General features: G+C 60.8%; 12 protein-coding genes and 1 pseudogene. 9 read left to right on the forward strand and 4 right to left on the reverse strand.

Annotated elements, in window-relative coordinates; all coding sequences use genetic code 11:
- Positions 1 to 4 precede the first annotated feature (4 nt).
- Positions 5 to 208, forward strand: coding sequence for a hypothetical protein (locus J4E00_RS07160; protein WP_208174463.1), 204 nt, complete (start codon positions 5 to 7; stop codon positions 206 to 208).
- Positions 209 to 320: 112 nt separating this feature from the next.
- Here J4E00_RS07160 and J4E00_RS07165 read toward each other — a convergent pair whose 3' ends face one another.
- A complete protein-coding gene (locus J4E00_RS07165; RefSeq protein WP_208174464.1) occupies positions 321 to 1,565 on the reverse strand; it encodes a DUF2264 domain-containing protein in 1,245 nt (414 codons plus the stop codon).
- 322 nt (positions 1,566 to 1,887) lie between these two features.
- On the opposite strand from J4E00_RS07165, the gene J4E00_RS07170 reads away from it, so the two are divergent.
- The 6 genes and pseudogenes from J4E00_RS07170 (at position 1,888) to J4E00_RS07195 (ending at position 9,873) form a co-directional block, all read left to right on the forward strand.
- Positions 1,888 to 5,043, forward strand: a complete 3,156-nt coding sequence (locus tag J4E00_RS07170) for a glycoside hydrolase family 2 TIM barrel-domain containing protein (protein WP_208174465.1) — start codon at positions 1,888 to 1,890, stop codon at positions 5,041 to 5,043.
- 111 nt (positions 5,044 to 5,154) lie between these two features.
- On the forward strand, positions 5,155 to 5,793 hold the full coding sequence (locus tag J4E00_RS07175; RefSeq protein ID WP_208174466.1) for a hypothetical protein: 639 nt from the start codon (positions 5,155 to 5,157) through the stop codon (positions 5,791 to 5,793).
- Between the two features lie 37 nt (positions 5,794 to 5,830).
- Positions 5,831 to 6,775: pseudogene (locus J4E00_RS30220) on the forward strand (BNR repeat-containing protein); the annotation flags it as partial.
- Between the two features lie 387 nt (positions 6,776 to 7,162).
- Positions 7,163 to 7,966 (forward strand): family 16 glycosylhydrolase, encoded by an 804-nt coding sequence (locus J4E00_RS30225; RefSeq protein ID WP_410779747.1) that lies wholly within the window; start codon positions 7,163 to 7,165, stop codon positions 7,964 to 7,966.
- A gap of 31 nt (positions 7,967 to 7,997) precedes the next feature.
- On the forward strand, positions 7,998 to 8,900 hold the full coding sequence (locus tag J4E00_RS07190; RefSeq protein WP_208174467.1) for a helix-turn-helix domain-containing protein: 903 nt from the start codon (positions 7,998 to 8,000) through the stop codon (positions 8,898 to 8,900).
- A 94-nt stretch (positions 8,901 to 8,994) separates the two neighbouring features.
- Positions 8,995 to 9,873 carry an SDR family NAD(P)-dependent oxidoreductase gene (locus J4E00_RS07195; RefSeq protein WP_208174468.1) on the forward strand — a complete coding sequence of 293 codons (879 nt, stop codon included), beginning with the start codon at positions 8,995 to 8,997 and terminating at the stop codon, positions 9,871 to 9,873.
- A gap of 111 nt (positions 9,874 to 9,984) precedes the next feature.
- Here J4E00_RS07195 and J4E00_RS29805 read toward each other — a convergent pair whose 3' ends face one another.
- Entirely contained in the window at positions 9,985 to 10,107 is a 123-nt protein-coding gene (locus J4E00_RS29805) for a hypothetical protein (protein WP_262898394.1), read from the reverse strand.
- Positions 10,108 to 10,256: 149 nt separating this feature from the next.
- Between J4E00_RS29805 and J4E00_RS07200 the strand changes: the two genes are divergently transcribed.
- Positions 10,257 to 10,502 carry a hypothetical protein gene (locus J4E00_RS07200; RefSeq protein ID WP_208174469.1) on the forward strand — a complete coding sequence of 82 codons (246 nt, stop codon included), beginning with the start codon at positions 10,257 to 10,259 and terminating at the stop codon, positions 10,500 to 10,502.
- Between the two features lie 46 nt (positions 10,503 to 10,548).
- On the opposite strand, the gene J4E00_RS07205 is transcribed toward J4E00_RS07200, so the two are convergent.
- Together J4E00_RS07205 and J4E00_RS07210 are read right to left on the reverse strand one after the other, a co-directional pair.
- Positions 10,549 to 11,523 carry a glycoside hydrolase family 43 protein gene (locus J4E00_RS07205; RefSeq protein ID WP_208174470.1) on the reverse strand — a complete coding sequence of 325 codons (975 nt, stop codon included), beginning with the start codon at positions 11,521 to 11,523 and terminating at the stop codon, positions 10,549 to 10,551.
- 100 nt (positions 11,524 to 11,623) lie between these two features.
- On the reverse strand, positions 11,624 to 12,751 hold the full coding sequence (locus J4E00_RS07210; protein WP_208174471.1) for a glycoside hydrolase family 105 protein: 1,128 nt from the start codon (positions 12,749 to 12,751) through the stop codon (positions 11,624 to 11,626).
- A 567-nt stretch (positions 12,752 to 13,318) separates the two neighbouring features.
- On the opposite strand from J4E00_RS07210, the gene J4E00_RS07215 reads away from it, so the two are divergent.
- Positions 13,319 to 16,321, forward strand: coding sequence for a SusC/RagA family TonB-linked outer membrane protein (locus tag J4E00_RS07215; protein WP_208174472.1), 3,003 nt, complete (start codon positions 13,319 to 13,321; stop codon positions 16,319 to 16,321).
- The last annotated feature ends 65 nt before the right edge of the window (positions 16,322 to 16,386 follow it).

Raw genomic sequence — 16,386 nt, forward strand, 5'->3', positions numbered from 1 at the left:
AGTTATGCTGTTCGCCATTCTGCTCCCGGGTATTTCCATGATTTTCCGTGGGCATGTCTTCAAAGGAATTGTGTGCGGTGTCCTTCACCTCACGGTTATTGGGTGGATTCCGGCGGCCATCTGGGCAGTGGCTTCGTACCGGGAGGACCTGGCCGAGCAGCGCCACCAGGAAACACTGCGGATACTGACCCAACAAGGCCGCCGCTAACCTCACCACGGTTTTCGGGACCAGAATACTGCACGAAGGCTGGAGATATTGAATGCCTCACAAGCAGCCGCGGCCTGAAAAGCGGCGATTGGAAGCGCGTGGTGCGGCGTGCTCACAGGGCGTGGTCGGGCTTGATATCCTGCCCCGACCAGATGCGCTTGGCGGTCCAGTCCTGCGCCGGGCTGGCCCAGAAGGCGTCACTGGCCGGCAGGCCCAGGGGCAAAAAGGCCGTGGTGCAGAGGTACAAGCTGCCCGTCGAAATGTAGCCCTCGCCGATGCTGGGCTGGTGCCCACACAGCCCGATTTGGAGCCAATCCTGCGCGTCGAAAGTCCCTTTAGGCTCCATGGTGCGGCGAATCACGGCCGTGAGGGCACTGCGCACCTGCCCGGCGGGCAACTCTTCGGGTAACAAGTGCTGCAAGCTCGCCTGCGCCAGGTGCTGAAACGCGCCGCACCGGTAAGCCAGCGAGCGGCCAAACGCGGCAAACGAGCCATCGGGCCCAATCAGCCGCTCCTGTACGGCGGCGTAGCGCCGGGCGCGGGCTTGTAGCTTCTCCAGCAGCTCCTTGCTTTCCTTGCCGGCCGCTACCAGCGTGCCCACCACATCCAGCAGCATGGGCTGAATGACGTAGCTGTTGTAGTAGTCCCAGTGGAAATCCGGCCCATCGCCGTAGGTGCCGTCGCCCTTATACCAGGTTTGGTGCTCCTTGATGGCGTAGTCCAGTCGCATCAGGTCGCCGCTGCCCGTGAACTTTAGCAGTGTGGCCTCAATGATGGCGCTGAATAACAGCCAGTTGCTGTAAGCTGGCTTGATAACGCGGCTGCTTTGCAGGGCCTGCACCAGCTGCTGCTGGGTGGCGGTGGGCAGCTGGGCCCACAGCTGCGTGGGGGCCCGCAGCAGGGCATGGGCCAGAAAAGCAGCATCTACCACCGGCTGCCCGCCCTGATTAAAGTTCATAAAGTCCGGCGATTGGGGATTCACGGCTTGAGCAATTGCCTGGCGGGCCAGCTCGGCAAAGCGCTGCTGGCGGGCGGTTTCGGCAGTGGGCACGTCGTGCAATTCCAGCCAGGGCGCCAGGCCCGTGAGGGTACGGCCCAAGGCTTCGAGGTAGGTGACGTTGCGGCGCCCGTCCTGCTGGCCGGCGGCCGCCTCCACGGGCATGGTAGCCCTGAGCTTGCCTTGCGCGGTGGCGGCCAGCACCGGCTCGGCCACGCGCAGCAGCGTGGCCAGCCAGTAATCGCGGTTTGCCGGGGGCGCGGCCAGTTGCTCCAGCGTACCAGCCGGCTGGGCCGTACCGGGCAACGCCAGGGCCGATAGGCCGGCACCGATTCCGGTTACAAACGAGCGTCTTCTCATGTTTCAGGACGGCACGGCCGCTACTTGATGTGTGGTGCAATAGTAGGGCTTCCGGCGGTTTGGCGGTGGGGCGTTTTAAAGCAAATAGGGGTAGTGGATTCGGCTTTATGATGGTGCAGTTGTTCTGATGGGGGCCGGGAGTGGAATCCCCATCAAAACAATTCAACAGGATAGAAGCCTGCTTTGCTACCGAATAGCGTTATCAGTGACGAAAAAGTACCCCTCTATTTATCAAAACGCCCCCCCAGTGCGTCGGCGAATCAAACTAGTATTGCAGTAATATTCCGCAACGGTTTCGCCCTTTCTTTCCCCACCCACAAGCATGTCCGTTTTTCGATTTTTGACGGTAGCCCTGGCCTTGGCTGCCGGCACCGCTGCCGCCCAAGCTACCCCCAATGAGTGGGAAAACCCATTGGCCGTCGACCAGCACAAGGAGAAGGCCCACGCCAGCTTCATGGTGTATGACAAAGCCGCCGATGTGGCGGCCAACGACTACGCCCGCTCGCCCTGGTACCAGAGCCTGAACGGCACCTGGAAATTCAACTACGTGGCCCGGCCCGACCAGCGGCCCATGGATTTCCAGCAGTCCGGTTTCAATGATGCGGCCTGGAAGAACATTGCCGTACCGTCGAACTGGGAAATCCAGGGGTTCGGCACACCCATCTACACCAACATCACCTATCCCTTCCCGAAAAATCCGCCCTTCATCGACGGGCGCGACAACCCGGTGGGCAGCTACCGGCGCAGCTTCACGGTGCCGGCGGGCTGGGCCGGGCGCGAGGTGCTGCTGAACTTCGGCTCCATCTCGGGCTACGCGGTGGTGTTCGTGAACGGGCAGCGCGTGGGCATGAGCAAGGTGGCCAAGTCGCCGGCCGAGTTCGACATCACGCAGTACCTCAAGGCCGGTGAAAACCAGCTGGCCGTGCAGGTTTTCCGCTGGCACGACGGCTCGTACCTCGAAGACCAGGACTTCTGGCGCCTCTCCGGCCTCGACCGCAACGTGTACCTCTACAGCTTGCCCAAGCAAACCGTGTGGGATTTCTTCACCCACGCTGACCTCGACCCGACCTACAAAAATGGCCAGTTTTCGGCTGAGGTGACGCTGCGCAACTTTGCCGCCAGCGCCGGCACGCCGGGCAAGCTGACAGTGGAAATCCTGGATGCGGCCGGCAAAACCGTGCTGCGCCAGCAGCAGCCCGTGGCGGCCGTGCCGGCCAGCGGCACCCAAACGGTGAAGCTGGCCGGCACCATCAAAAATGTGCGGCCCTGGAGCGCCGAAATTCCCACGCTCTACCAGTGCCGCCTCACGCAGGAAGACGGGCAGGGCAAGACGGTGGCCGTGACCGGCTGCGCCGTGGGCTTCCGCAAAGTCGAAATCAAAAACGCTCAGCTGCTGGTGAATGGCCAGCCCATTGAAGTGCACGGCGTGAACCGTCACGAGCTGGAGCCCACCACCGGCCGTGTGGTGACTGAGGCCGGCATGCGCAAGGACCTGGAGGTGATGAAGCAGTTCAATATCAACGCCATCCGCAGCTGCCACTACCCGGACGATGAGCGGTGGCTGCGCCTCTGCGACGAGCTGGGTTTCTACCTCGTGGATGAAGCCAACATCGAAACCCACGGCATGGGCGCCGAGCTGCAGGGCGGCTTCGACAAGAGCAAGCACCCTGCCTACCTCCCGCAGTGGGCCCCCGCGCACCTCGACCGCATCGAGCGCATGATGGAGCGCGACAAAAACCACGCCTCGGTCATCATCTGGAGCATGGGCAACGAGTGCGGCAACGGCCCCGTGTTTCACGAAGCTTACAAGTGGCTGAAGCAGCGCGACCCCAGCCGCCCGGTGCAGTTTGAGCAAGCCGGCGAAGACGTGGACACCGACATTGTGTGCCCCATGTACCCCGGCATGAACTCAATGAAGAAGTATGCCGAGGCTACCGACAAAGCTCGTCCCTACATCATGTGCGAATACTCGCACGCCATGGGCAACAGCAACGGCAACTTTCAGGAATACTGGGACTTGATTCGGAGTACGCCGTGCATGCAGGGCGGCTTCATCTGGGATTGGGTCGACCAAGGCCTGCAGGCTGACGACCACGGCTTGCCCTACTTCGCCTATGGCGGCGACTTCGGCGCCTTGCACCTGCAAAACGACGAAAACTTCTGTGCCAACGGCCTCGTGGCCGCCGACCGCACCCCGCACCCTGGCCTCTGGGAAGTGAAAAAGGTGTACCAAGACATTCGGTTCAGCGCCGCCCAGCCGGCCACGGGCCGCGTCACGGTCATCAACGGCTTCTCCTTCCGCACCCTCGAAAACTACGTTTTCCGTTGGGAACTGCTGAAAAACGGCACGGTAGTGAAAACGGGCACGTTTGCCCCCAAGCCCGCGCCGGGTAAGCAGCAGGAGTTGACCCTGCCGCTGCCGAAGCTCGCCACCGAAGCGGGTACTGAGTACGTCCTCAACGTTTTTGCCCAAACCAAAGCCGCCATGCCGCTGGTGCCCGCCGGCCACGAGGTGGCCCGCGAGCAGTTCCGCCTCACCCCCGATGCCGCCTATTTCACCCGCCCGGCAGTGGCGGCGGGCGGCTTGCAAATCAAGCGCGACGGCGACAAGCTGACCTGGACGGCCGGCGAAGTGAGCGGCGAGTTCAACACGGCCAACGGCCGCCTGGGTAACTTCCGCTTGGCCAATAATCAGGTTATCAACCAATACCCGGAGCCGTATTTCTGGCGCGCTCCCACAGACAATGACTTTGGCAGTGGCATGCCGGCCCGGTTGGGCGTGTGGCGCACGGCCCACGCGGCCCGCAAGGTGCAGCGCGTCACGGTAGGGGAGCAGTCGGCCGCCGGCCTGCCCATCAAGGTTGAGTACCTGCTCACTGACATTGCCGTGCCCTATACCGTGGCCTACCTCATCAACCCCGACGGCGCGGTGCAGGTGACGGCCTCCATGGACATGACCGGCCGCGACCTGCCCGAGCTGCTGCGTTTTGGCATGCGCCTGGAGCTGCCCGGGCGCTACAACCAGCTCAGTTACTACGGCCGCGGCCCCTGGGAAAACTACCAGGACCGCAACACGGCCAGCTTCCTGGGTCTGTACCGCGACACGGTGCGCAATCAATTCATCAACAACTATATCCGGCCCCAGGAAGGCGGCTACCACACCGACGCCCGCTGGCTCACCCTCACCAACGCCACCGGCCAGGGCCTGCGCGTAGAAGGCATCCAACCCCTCAGCTTCAGTGCCCTCGACGTGCGGACCGAAGAGCTGGACCCCGGCCTGGCCAAGCACCAGCAGCACACCAGCGACGTGAAGCGCCACCCCGAGCGCGTGTTCCTGAACGTGGACCTGAAGCAGCGCGGCGTGGGCGGCGACAACAGCTGGGGCGCCCTGCCCCACGACCAATACCGCCTGCTCGACAAGCAGTACAGCTACAGCTACACCCTGCGGCTGGTGGATGAAAAGAAGCCGCAGCCGTAGGCAGGGCAGCGCGGACGTTGGCTACGCCGACCTTCGGTTGTAGTCCTTATTCCCAAACCATTCGGGGATAAGGACTACATTGCTAACGCTCTTTCCTTAACCCTCTTCCTCATGCGCTCCTTCTGGCCGAATACCCTGTCCCTTACCGCTGTCTGCTGCTGTGCCGCGCAACTCAGTATGGCGCAGCACCCGGCGATTTTGCCCATTGCACCGGTAGTACCAAGGGTCCAGCCTGCTGCTCCAGTTCTGCGAGGCGTAGACATCGTTCCTTTTCCTGCTGCTCAACCACCTTCGCCCAAGCAACCGATTACTTACCAACGCCCGGCCCCGCAGCCAGACCCTTTGTACGTTCTAAACGGGCAGGTGATTATCGACAACAGCTTTCTCAATATCATGCCCGACGATATTGGGAAGCTGGATGTGTACAAAAGCGATGCCCCTCGGAAGTGGCGCAGCTTGACCGCACACGGCATCATCGACATTACCCTAAAGGACAAAAGCAAGGCTCGGATGAAAACTCGGACGCTGGCCGAAATAGGGAAATGGCTGCACGTTTCAGGACCCGTCAGCTACTCCATAAACGGTATGCCGGTAGGTGAATCAGACTTGCGCATTGCGACGGTGGCCATTGGAGAAATGAAAGTGACGCGAGCCACCGCTGCGGCGCCCACCACGTCGGTTAATATCCAGATAGCCCACCACATCCCCCGCCACCCGCCCCGGACCCTTCCGGCAAGCCTCGGATTATGATTCGTGGAACGGCGGCTCTCTAAAAACAGATTCCCTAATGCTCCCCTTCCGATTTGTTGGTTGCCTATTGCTGACGCTCGCGACTAGCGGCCTTTTTCAACCTGAGGCTGCTCGCGCCCAAACGCCCGTCGGCCTGGGCTGGGCGAAAAACAACGTGAACGGCGCGGTGTTTCGCAAAAACTCTGTGGTCACGCAGGGCAAGGCGCAGTACGTGGCCTACTACGATTCGGCGGCCTATGTGGTGCTGGCCAAGCGCACGCTGCCGGCTGGGGCGTGGCAGGTGCAACGCACGCAGTACCGGGGCAATGTAAAGGATGCTCACAACATCATCAGCCTGATGGTGGACGGCGCGGGCTATGTGCACCTGTCCTTCGACCACCACAACAACCCGCTGCACTACTGCCGCGGCAAGGCACCTGGCTCGCTGGAAATGGGCGAGCTGCAAGCCATGACTGGCCAGCAGGAGCAGAAGGTTTCCTACCCCGAATTCCACCGCTTCCCCAGCGGCGACCTGCTGTTTATGTACCGCGACGGCGGCTCCGGCAACGGCAACCTCGTGCTGAACCGCTACTCGGTGAAAACCCGGCAATGGACGCGCCTGCACAGCGTGCTCATCGACGGCGAAGGCAAGCGCAACGCCTACTGGCAGGCCTGCATCGACGCGCGGGGCAGCATCCACGTTTCGTGGGTATGGCGCGAGTCGCCCAATGTGGCCTCCAACCACGACATGGCCTACGCCTGCTCGAAAGACGGCGGCCTGACCTGGCAAAAAAGCACCGGCGAAACTTACCGCCTGCCCATCACCGAAAGCACCGCAGAGTACGCCGCCCGCATCCCCCAAAACAGCGAACTGATAAATCAAACGGCCATCAGTACCGATGCGGCGGGCACGCCCTACATCGCCACTTACTGGCGGCCGGCCGGCACTCAGGTGCCCCAGTATCAGCTAATTTACAAAGCTGGTAAATCCTGGAAAACCACGCAGGTCAGCCAACGCACCACACCCTTCAGCCTAAGCGGCGTGGGTACGAAGAAGATTCCGATTTCGCGCCCGCAACTGCTGGTTGCCACCCAAAAAGGCCACACGGCCGCCTATCTGCTCTACCGCGACGCCGAGCGCCAGGACCGTGCCTCCGTGCTTCAATGCCCCGACTTGAGCAAAAACCAGTGGACGCCCGCCGACCTCACCGCCAGCACCGTGGGCAACTGGGAGCCCAGCTACGACACCGAGCGCTGGAAAAACGACGGCATCCTCAGCCTCTTCGTGCAGCGCACCGGCCAGGGCGATGGCGAAACGCTGGAAAACCTGGCGCCGCAACCCGTGTACGTGGTGGAATGGAAGCCTGGCCAGCCTCTCAGACCGGCTACCATCGGAGCCGTAGCGCCCGCTGGCGACGGGGCCGCGCCGTCTTACGAAGGTTGGAAGCTGATGTGGGCCGACGAGTTCAACACGCCCGGCGCGCCCGACCCGAAGAGCTGGAAGTTTGAAACCGGCTTCGCCCGCAACCACGAGCTGCAATGGTACCAGCCCGACAACGCCCGCGTGGAAGGCGGCAACCTTGTCATCGAAGCCCGCCAGGAAACGCGGCCCAATCCCACCTACAAAGCCGGCAGCACCGACTGGCGCACCAGCCGCCCCACCATCGACTACACGTCGGCCAGCCTGAATACTAGCGGCCTGCGCCAATGGCAATACGGCCGCTTTGAGATGCGCGCCCGCATCGATGCCCGCTCCGGCCTGTGGCCCGCCTTCTGGACGCTGGGCGTGAGCAAGCCCTGGCCAAGTAACGGCGAAATTGACATTATGGAGTACTACAAAGGCAACATCCTGGCCAACGTAGCCTCCGGCACCGCCAAGCCCTACAGCGCCAAGTGGCACTCCGAAACCAAGCCCGTCGCCAGCTTCGCCGACCCCGCGTGGAGCCAGAAATTCCACATCTGGCGCATGGATTGGAATGAAAAAGCCATCCGCCTCTACGTCGACGACCTGCTCCTGAACGAAACCCTGCTCGCCAGCACCGTGAACCAGGACGGCTCCAATTTCAACCCCATGATGCAGCCGCATTACGTGCTGCTCAACCTGGCCCTGGGCGGCGACAATGGCGGCCCGCTCACCGGTACCACCTTCCCCAGCCGCTACGAAATCGACTACGTGCGGGTGTACCAGCGCTAGCCATTTTGGATTGAATTCGGTAATTTGCCGAATGCCCAAGCCCGAGAGTCTTCCCGCATTCTACCAGCAGCATTTCAAGCAACTGCCCCCTGCACAGCAACTGGATGTGGGCCAGGCCAACGTGTTTCGACTGGAAGACGCGTTAGCGCCCAGTGCCGGGCCGGTGCCGTATAGCCGCCGCGATTTTTATAAAATCACCCTCATTCGGGGCCGCAACGCGTACCACTACGCCGACAAAAGTTTGGAGGTGAACGGGCCTACGCTACTGTTCCTAAATCCGCATGTGCCCTACACCTGGGAGGCGCTATCGGAGGATACCACGGGGTTCTTCTGCATTTTTCGCGAGGAGTTCTTTCGAGGGTGGGGCAGTCCCAGCCTCATTGACCTGCCGCTTTTCCAGCCGGGTGGCAAGCCCGCATACGCCCTCACGGCCGCCCAGGACGGCGAAGTGAGTACGTTGTTTGAGAAAATGTTCGCCGAAATCAATTCCGACTATCCCCTTAAGTATGACCTGCTTCGCAACTATGCCTCGGAACTGATTCACTACGCGCTAAAGCTACGGCCTTCGGAAACCCACTACCAGCACCCCGATGCGAAGTCGCGCCTGGCCGCCGTGTTCCTTGAGTTGTTGGAGCGGCAGTTTCCTATCGAAACGCCCGCCCGCCGGTTTGGCCTGCGTTCGGCCAGCGACTTTGCCCGGCAGCTGGCCGTTCACATCAACCATCTCAACCGCTGCGTGCGCGACACCACCGGCAAAACCACCACCGACCACATTGCCGAGCGTCTGGCCAGCGAAGCCAAGGCCCTGCTCCGGCACACCGACTGGAACATTGCCGAGGTAGGCTACAGCCTTGGCTTCGACGAACCGGCTCACTTCAACTACTTTTTCAAGAAGCAAACCGGGCTGGCGCCCTCGGCTTTTCGCCGGCTTTGAATTTGGTAAGTATCGGCTTGAATTTGGTAAGCCGCCCCTTGCTGCTCCGTTGACCTTTGTGCTCGTCAAATAAACCCTTTAAACGAGCAGAAACATGGACAACCAATCAAACACGAACGGCCACCAAGTGTGGTTTATTACCGGCGCTTCCAAGGGGTTCGGGCTGGAACTAGTAGGACAATTGCTGGGGCTGGGCCACCGGGTAGCGGCCACCTCCCGCAACGTGGCCGAACTGCGGCGGGCCGTTGGCACGGAGCCGGCTAATTTCCTGCCGCTGGCCGTTGAGCTAGGCCGTGAAGCCAGCGTAGGGGAGGCCATCCGGGCCACTGTGGAGCAGTTCGGGCAAATTGATGTGGTGGTGAACAACGCCGGCTACGGCCAGTTGGGCAGCCTGGAAGAGTTGACCGACGACGAGGCCCAGGCCAACTTCGACGTCAACGTGTTCGGCACGCTGAACGTCATCCGCCAAGTAATGCCCCAGTTGCGGAAGCAGCAGTCAGGTCACATTATCAACGTGTCGTCAATTGCCGGCATTCTGGGCGGTTTTCCGGGTTGGGGTGTCTACTGCGCCACCAAGTTTGCCGTCGAGGGCCTGTCCGAGGCGCTGGCGGCCGAAGTGGCCCCGTTTGGCGTCAACGTGACGGTGGTAGCGCCGGGGTATTTCCGCACCAATTTCCTCAAGTCGGGTTCCATCCGGCTGGCCACAGACAAGCTGGCTGAATACGCGCTGGTGCGGCAATCCGAAGCCTACCACGACCAACTGCAACGCGACAACACCCAGCCCGGCGACCCAGCGAAAGCCGCCACTGCCCTCATTGAACTCGCCGCTACGCCGAACCCGCCTCTGCACCTGCTACTTGGGCAGGATGCTTACGACCTGGCTAATATGAAAATCAAGTCCTTGCAGAATGACATGGCGCAGTGGAAAGCTCTGGGCCTGTCGACTGGTTTTGCGGCGTCGGCCACGGCCTAGCTGTTCGATGTTTCAACTCGATAGATAAATGAAAAGGCCTTTCACGGATATATGAAAGGCCTTTTTGGGCTTTTCAAGGCAAACGATGCTCGCATCAATACCCCCTTCTTTCTATATGCACCGCGCCTCTTCCGGAGCAGCGCCGTAGCCGCCACCCGTGCCAAACATGCTGGCACCCAATGCCAGCTCACTGACCCACAGGCCAGTCTTCGTCCCTAATAGTTGATAGTTCATGGCTTTTTTTAGGCAAAGCTCCGGCCCGAAAAAGCGCGTGACAAGACGGGAAAAGTGATTTTCTAGAGGCAAAGTATTCCCTATGCCGAGCCGAACCCTAAGGGTCGTTGACTCGTTACCCGCACTCGCCGTTGATGAAGTGCTGCCCCATGACCTTTGCCCCGCTTGCTGCCCGGTTGCTCCCGTTGCTGCTCCTGCTCGGAGCCTGCACCAGCCCCGCCACCGACCAGCCCATCACCGGTAACCAGCCGGCTGCACTGCCAGCCGATAGCATTGCCCCACCCGATACCGCAGCTGCGCGTCCAAGCGGCTCGGTTCCGTTCGTCAATCCCACCAAAGTAGGGCGGGCCCTGGGAGAGCAAACACCCTCGCCGCCGGCCAGCCGCACCCACTGAGGGCCCACAGCAAAGGCCTTCAGCCCGCTAGCTTCGGTGGATGTCTCTATTTAGTTGCGCCTTTCTGCAACTGTGCCAGCTCTTTCGGGGTGATGCGTAGCACCGTGCCGTGGCGTGTACCCTTCGGAAGCTGAATCCGGTCCGATACGTCGGTCCAGTGCTCCAGGTCGGTGGAAGCCACGGCGCCGTACTTGTGCTCGGTGTATTTGTCGAAGTACACCAGCCACTGATTACCGAGCTTGATGGCCGTTGGCCCCTCGGCCCAATACTTGCCCGTGATGGGCGCGGAGGGCGGCCCCCAGGGCCCAATGACCTGGTCGGCGAAGGCCACGCGCAGGTTCTTCTGCACAGGTTGCTTGGTTTCGTCTTTCAGGAACATCACGAAGCGCTTGCCGTCCGGCTGGATGGTGGCGTCGATGACGTTGAAGTTCTGGTCGTAGAGCACGCGGGCCGGCGTGAACAGCTTGAAATCTCGGGTTGTGACGTAGTAAATCCGGTGGTTGTTCCCTCCCTCCAAAGTGGTTTCGCCCTGCGAAAAACGGCCTGGAATGGTGGTGGCCCAGTATATCATGTACCGGTCGTGGGCCGCGTCATAAGTTATTTCCGGAGCCCAGCAGTTTTTCGCCTCGGGCTCGGTGGCCATTACCGGAATATCCAATTGGTCGCTCCAGTGAATGAGGTCGGGCGAGGTGGCGTAGCCAATGCCTCGCTCGTGCCAGCTCGTGGTCCAGACCATGTGAAACAGCCCGTCCTGCCCCCGGATAATGCAGGGGTCGCGCATCAGCTTGTCATTCGATACGGCGGGTTTGAGGAACGACTGGTCATTGTTTAGGGCTGTCCAGGTGTAGCCATCGGTGCTGCTGGCCAAGTGCAGGCCGTCCTCGCCATTGCCTTTGAAGTAGGCAAAAACCAGCGCTTCGGTTTGCTTAGCTGGTTTCACTGCCTTTTTCGGCTTTTGGGCCAGTACCGAAAAAGATGCCAGCAGGGCGAGGGCAACGCCCGCAATAACAGAATGCTTCATTGAATAAGGAGAGGATGAGCGGCAATTGTACGGCCCTGCCGCAAAGATTTTCCGTCATGCTGTGCGCTGCATGACGGGTGGGCAGCAGCCAGTGCTGGCGTTACTTCAATTTAATAACTTCCGAGCCGGCCAGCAGGAAGGCGCCGGTGCCGTACACTTCCCAGCTTTCGGCCGAGAAGTCGCGGCGCGGGTCGGCGCCGATGGGCTGCACCCAGCCCACGCGGCCCTCCGGGGACACTACCTTGTTGAGCGCCACCCAGGCCTTTTGCACGGCCGGCAGGTAGGTGGCGCGGTCCAGCAGGCCGTTGTTGATGCCCCAGGCCATGGCGTAGGTGTCGAACCCCGAGCCGGAAGTTTCGCCGCCGGGATAGGCGGCCGGGTCGAGCAGGCTGGAGCGCCACAGGCCATCAGGCTGCTGCAGCTGCACCAGCCGGGCGCTCATTTCCTTGAAAATGCTCACGTAGAAGGCGCGGGTAGGGTGGTTGGCCGGCAGTTCCTGTAGGATTTGCACCAAGCCGCCCATCACCCAGCCATTGCCCCGGCTCCAGAAAATGCGCTGGCCATTGCTTTCCTTTTTGCCCTCGCCCGCCTCGTTCCACAGGTAAGAAGCATCGCGCGAGAACAGGTGCTCCTGGTGGTTGAACAAGCGCCGATAGGTCTGCTGGTACAACGTGTCGCTGAGGGCCAGGTACTTGGGCTGGTTCTCCAGCAGGCCCAGCTTCACCAGCACCGGCGGGCCCATAAACAGGGCATCGCACCACCACCAGGCGATGCCGTTTTTGGCTACTTCGGGGCCCGGCTCGGTGCGGAATTTTTCCACCACAGCCAACGTGGGCGCTAACATGCGTTGGTCTTTTTTGAGGCGGTACAGGTTGAGGTAAGTCTGGCAGATGGCAATGTCGTCGGCATGGTCGTAGCGCTTGTCGGGCTGCCATTGCGTGCGCTCGCCCATGGCTAGCAGCGAGTCCAGAATCAGCTTGGATTTGGTGGCCTGATAAGCGGCAAACACGCCGGAGTAAAACGCGCCATTCGTCCAGTCCGTGACCTTGTGCCGGGGGTGCGCCAGCTGCCATTGCGTAGCCTTCAACAGCTGCTTCTTGATAAACTTTGGCTTGAAAACAGCCTTGTCGGCCGGGGATATTTCCTGGGTATGGCCAGCGTGGCCAAAGCCCAGCGCTAGCAGAAGCGTGCAGGCAAGCGGGCGAAGTGAGCGGAAGGCAACGAGCATGTGGGTGGGGGAGGTAAGTAGGCGGTAAGGGCCGGTGCGCGGCCCCGGAAACTAACCGCAATACTAGCGCATGGCGCCGGAACCCAGGGGTGCTGTTTTCGGAAATAAGGGGAGGCGTATTCGCGGGCTTGCCTGCTCGCAGCAGGCCTACCACTGGAATCACACCACCATCGCCCTTGCAGCACTATGCCTACTCGCCAGCACCCAGCCGGTGGGCCTGGCAAGGCCAGCTAATAGGTATTGCGCAGTGCTACACAGGGTAATGCCTGCTAATACATAGGTGAGTGAGCCAACACTTATAATATATTATAATCCAGACCCTTATTTCTAGGACTTGGGCATTGGGGCTTGAAAATAAGTTGCCAATGCTGAATTAGCCCCCCTTTTTTGCTTGAAAAAGGCCCCGTCAGGGCTTATACGCCAGCCTACTTTTACCCTCTATAAAAGCTGTTGATTTTCTTCTTCCTACCACTTGCTTTTTCCCACCCAGGCAGGCGTTAGCCCGCTGCAAATTTTTTCTAAAAAGGTATGCAGGCAAAACTTTTACTCTTGTGTAGCGCGCTGCCGTTGGCAGCCATAACCCCGGTTTCCGCCAGCGGAGCCGCCGTGCCGAAAGTCCCGATTGGGCTGCGCATGCCGGCCGTAGCGGGCCCCATTTCGGGCACGGTGCTCGATGAAAAAGGGGAGGGCATGCCCGGCGTGACGGTGCTGCTGAAGGGCACCGCGGTGGGCACCACCACCGACGCCGGCGGCCGCTTCTCACTCGATGTGCCGGCGGGCACCACCAATGCCACCCTCGTCATCTCGTCCATCGGCTACGTGAAGCAGGAAATTGTGCTGGGCGACCGCACGACGCTTTCCGTGAAGCTGGCGCCCAGTGCCCAGGACCTCAACGAAGTAGTGGTGGTGGGCTATGGTACCCAGAAGCGTTCCGACGTGACGGGCTCGGTGGTTTCGGTGCCGCAGGACCGGCTCGAAAAACTGCCGGTAGCCAACGTGGCCCAGGCTCTGCAAGGCGCCGTGGCCGGTGTGCAGGTGACCAGTGGCTCGGGCGTGCCAGGCTCGCAGTCCAGCATACAGATTCGCGGGGTACGCTCGATTACGGCCAATACCGACCCGTATCTGATTGTGGACGGGCTGCCGTTTGCCGGCAACCTCAACGACATCAATACCAACGACATTGCCTCGATTGAGATTCTGAAGGACGCTTCCTCGACGGCCATTTACGGCACCAAAGGCTCCAATGGCGTGATTCTGGTAACCACCAAGCGCGGCAAAACCGGCAAGCCCCAGATTCGCTACGCGGGCTATGCCGGGCCGGAATACATGGTGGACAAGCTGCACCCGCTGAACGGCCCGGACTTTGCGGCTAAGTACGAGGAATTTACCCGGCAGCGGGGCATCACCTTCGGCCACGTGCCCAACCTGAGCGAGGTGGACAACTACAACGCCGGCCGCACCGTGGACTGGATGGACCTGATTAAGCAGCAGGGCTTTATCCAGGACCACAACGTGTCGATTTCGGGTGGCAACGACGACGTGAAGTACTTCGTGTCGGGCGACTATTTCAAGCAGCAGGGCATCATCAAAGGCTTTCAGTACCAGCGCATCAGCTTCCGGACAAACATTGATGCCAACCTGACCAACTGGCTGCGGGTGGGTACCTCGGCCTTCTACGCCAACAACGACGACGGCGGCGGCCGCGCCAACCTGAGCTCGGCCCAGATTGCCAGCCCCTACGGCAACGTGTACAACCCCGACGGTACCTACACCATTTTTCCGCAGCAGCCGGAGCAGCTGTTTAACAACCCGCTTATTGGCACCACTACCACCCGCGAAAGTCGCGTCAATCAGCTTACTGGTACCGGCTACCTCGAGGTGGCGCCCACCTTCCTGAGCGGACTGAAATACCGCCTGAACGTGACCTACGGCTACCGCACCTACCGCTTTGCCAACTACGTGGGCCGGGCTGGTGGCGACTTGCGCGGCTCGGCGGCCCTGGTGAACGAGGAGCGGCCTAACTACACGGTGGAGAATGTGTTGTCCTACAACCGGGACTTCGACAAGCACCACGTCGACGTGACGCTGGTGCAAAGCGCCCAGCAAAACAAGTACTTCACGAACACCGAAAATGCCAGCGGCTTCATCAACGACCAGATTGGTTTTAATAGCATTGGTTCGGGCTCGAACACGCCCACCATCAAGTCGTATAGCGAGATGCGCCGCCTGGAATCGCAGATGGCCCGCGTAAACTATTCCTACGACAGCCGCTACTTGTTTACGGCCACGGCCCGCCGCGACGGTTCGTCGGTGTTTGGGGCCACTGCCGATAAGTATGCAGTGTTTCCGTCGGTAGCCCTGGGCTGGAACGTGGCCAACGAAGCTTTCCTGAAGGATAACGGCATTCTGAATGTGCTGAAGCTGCGCTTTTCGTACGGGACTACCGGCAACGAAGGCATCAACCCTTACCAGACCATCACGGGCGATGCGTTGCTGCAATACGCTTACGGCGGCGTGTCGGCGGTGGGCGTGCGCGCCGACATCATCGGCAACGCCAACCTGAAATGGGAGCAAACCACTAGCGCCAACTACGCCATCGACTTTGGTCTGCTGAAAAACCGCATCACGGGCACCGTAGAATACTACGATGCCAAAACCAAGGACTTGCTGCTGGCGCGGCAGATTCCGATTATTTCGGGCTACAGCTCTATTCTCGACAACATTGGCCGGGTGCAAAACCGGGGCATTGAGTTAACGCTGAACACGGTAAATATTCAGAAAGCCGACTTCAGCTGGTCGTCGGCCTTCAACATATCGGCCAACCGCAACCGGCTGCTGGAGCTGGGCTACACCAACACCGACGACCTGGGCAACCGGCGCTTCCTGGGCCGGCCGCTCAGTGCCATCTACGACTACCGCAAGATTGGCGTGTGGCAGGTAGGCGAGGACGTCTCGCAGCAGGACCCTACTGCTAAGCCCGGCGACCTGAAATTTGCTGACCTGAACGGTGATAAGAAAATCGACGAGAAGGACCGGGAGTACCAGGGCTCGTCGCTGCCCGACTATACGGCCGGCTTTACCAATACTTTTACCTACAAGGGCCTGAGCCTGCGCGTGTTCCTGCAAACGGCGCAGGGCATCCTGAAAAACAACGGCATCCTGAACTTCGTGGACCTGGGCGGCCGCCTCAACACACCTCAGGAAGTAGGCTACTGGACGGCCCAGAACGCCAGCAACGACCGCCCCGGCCTGAACTTCTACAATACCCGCGGCTACGGCTACCCGGTGGACGCCAGCTACACCCGCCTCAAAGACGTGACGCTGAGCTACTCGCTGCCCGCCTCGCTCACCGAGCGCCTGAAAATGGGCGGCGTGTCGGTGTACGTGAGCGGCCGCAACCTCTACACCTGGACCAAGTGGGTGGGCTGGGACCCCGAGCAGGGCTACACGCTGGGCAACGGTTCGGGCAACGTGGACAACCTGACCACACTCGGCAACCCCGGCACCGGCGCCAACCCCAACTTCCCGCAGCTCAGAACCTTCGTGTTTGGCCTCAACGTGACCCTTTAATCAAGCTATTCGCCATTAGCGGTTAGCCAATTAGCCTTCGCGATAAGCGCAGAAATGCTGCAAGC

The organism is Hymenobacter negativus, from assembly GCF_017571495.1.
Taxonomy (GTDB): Bacteria; Bacteroidota; Bacteroidia; order Cytophagales; family Hymenobacteraceae; genus Hymenobacter; species Hymenobacter negativus.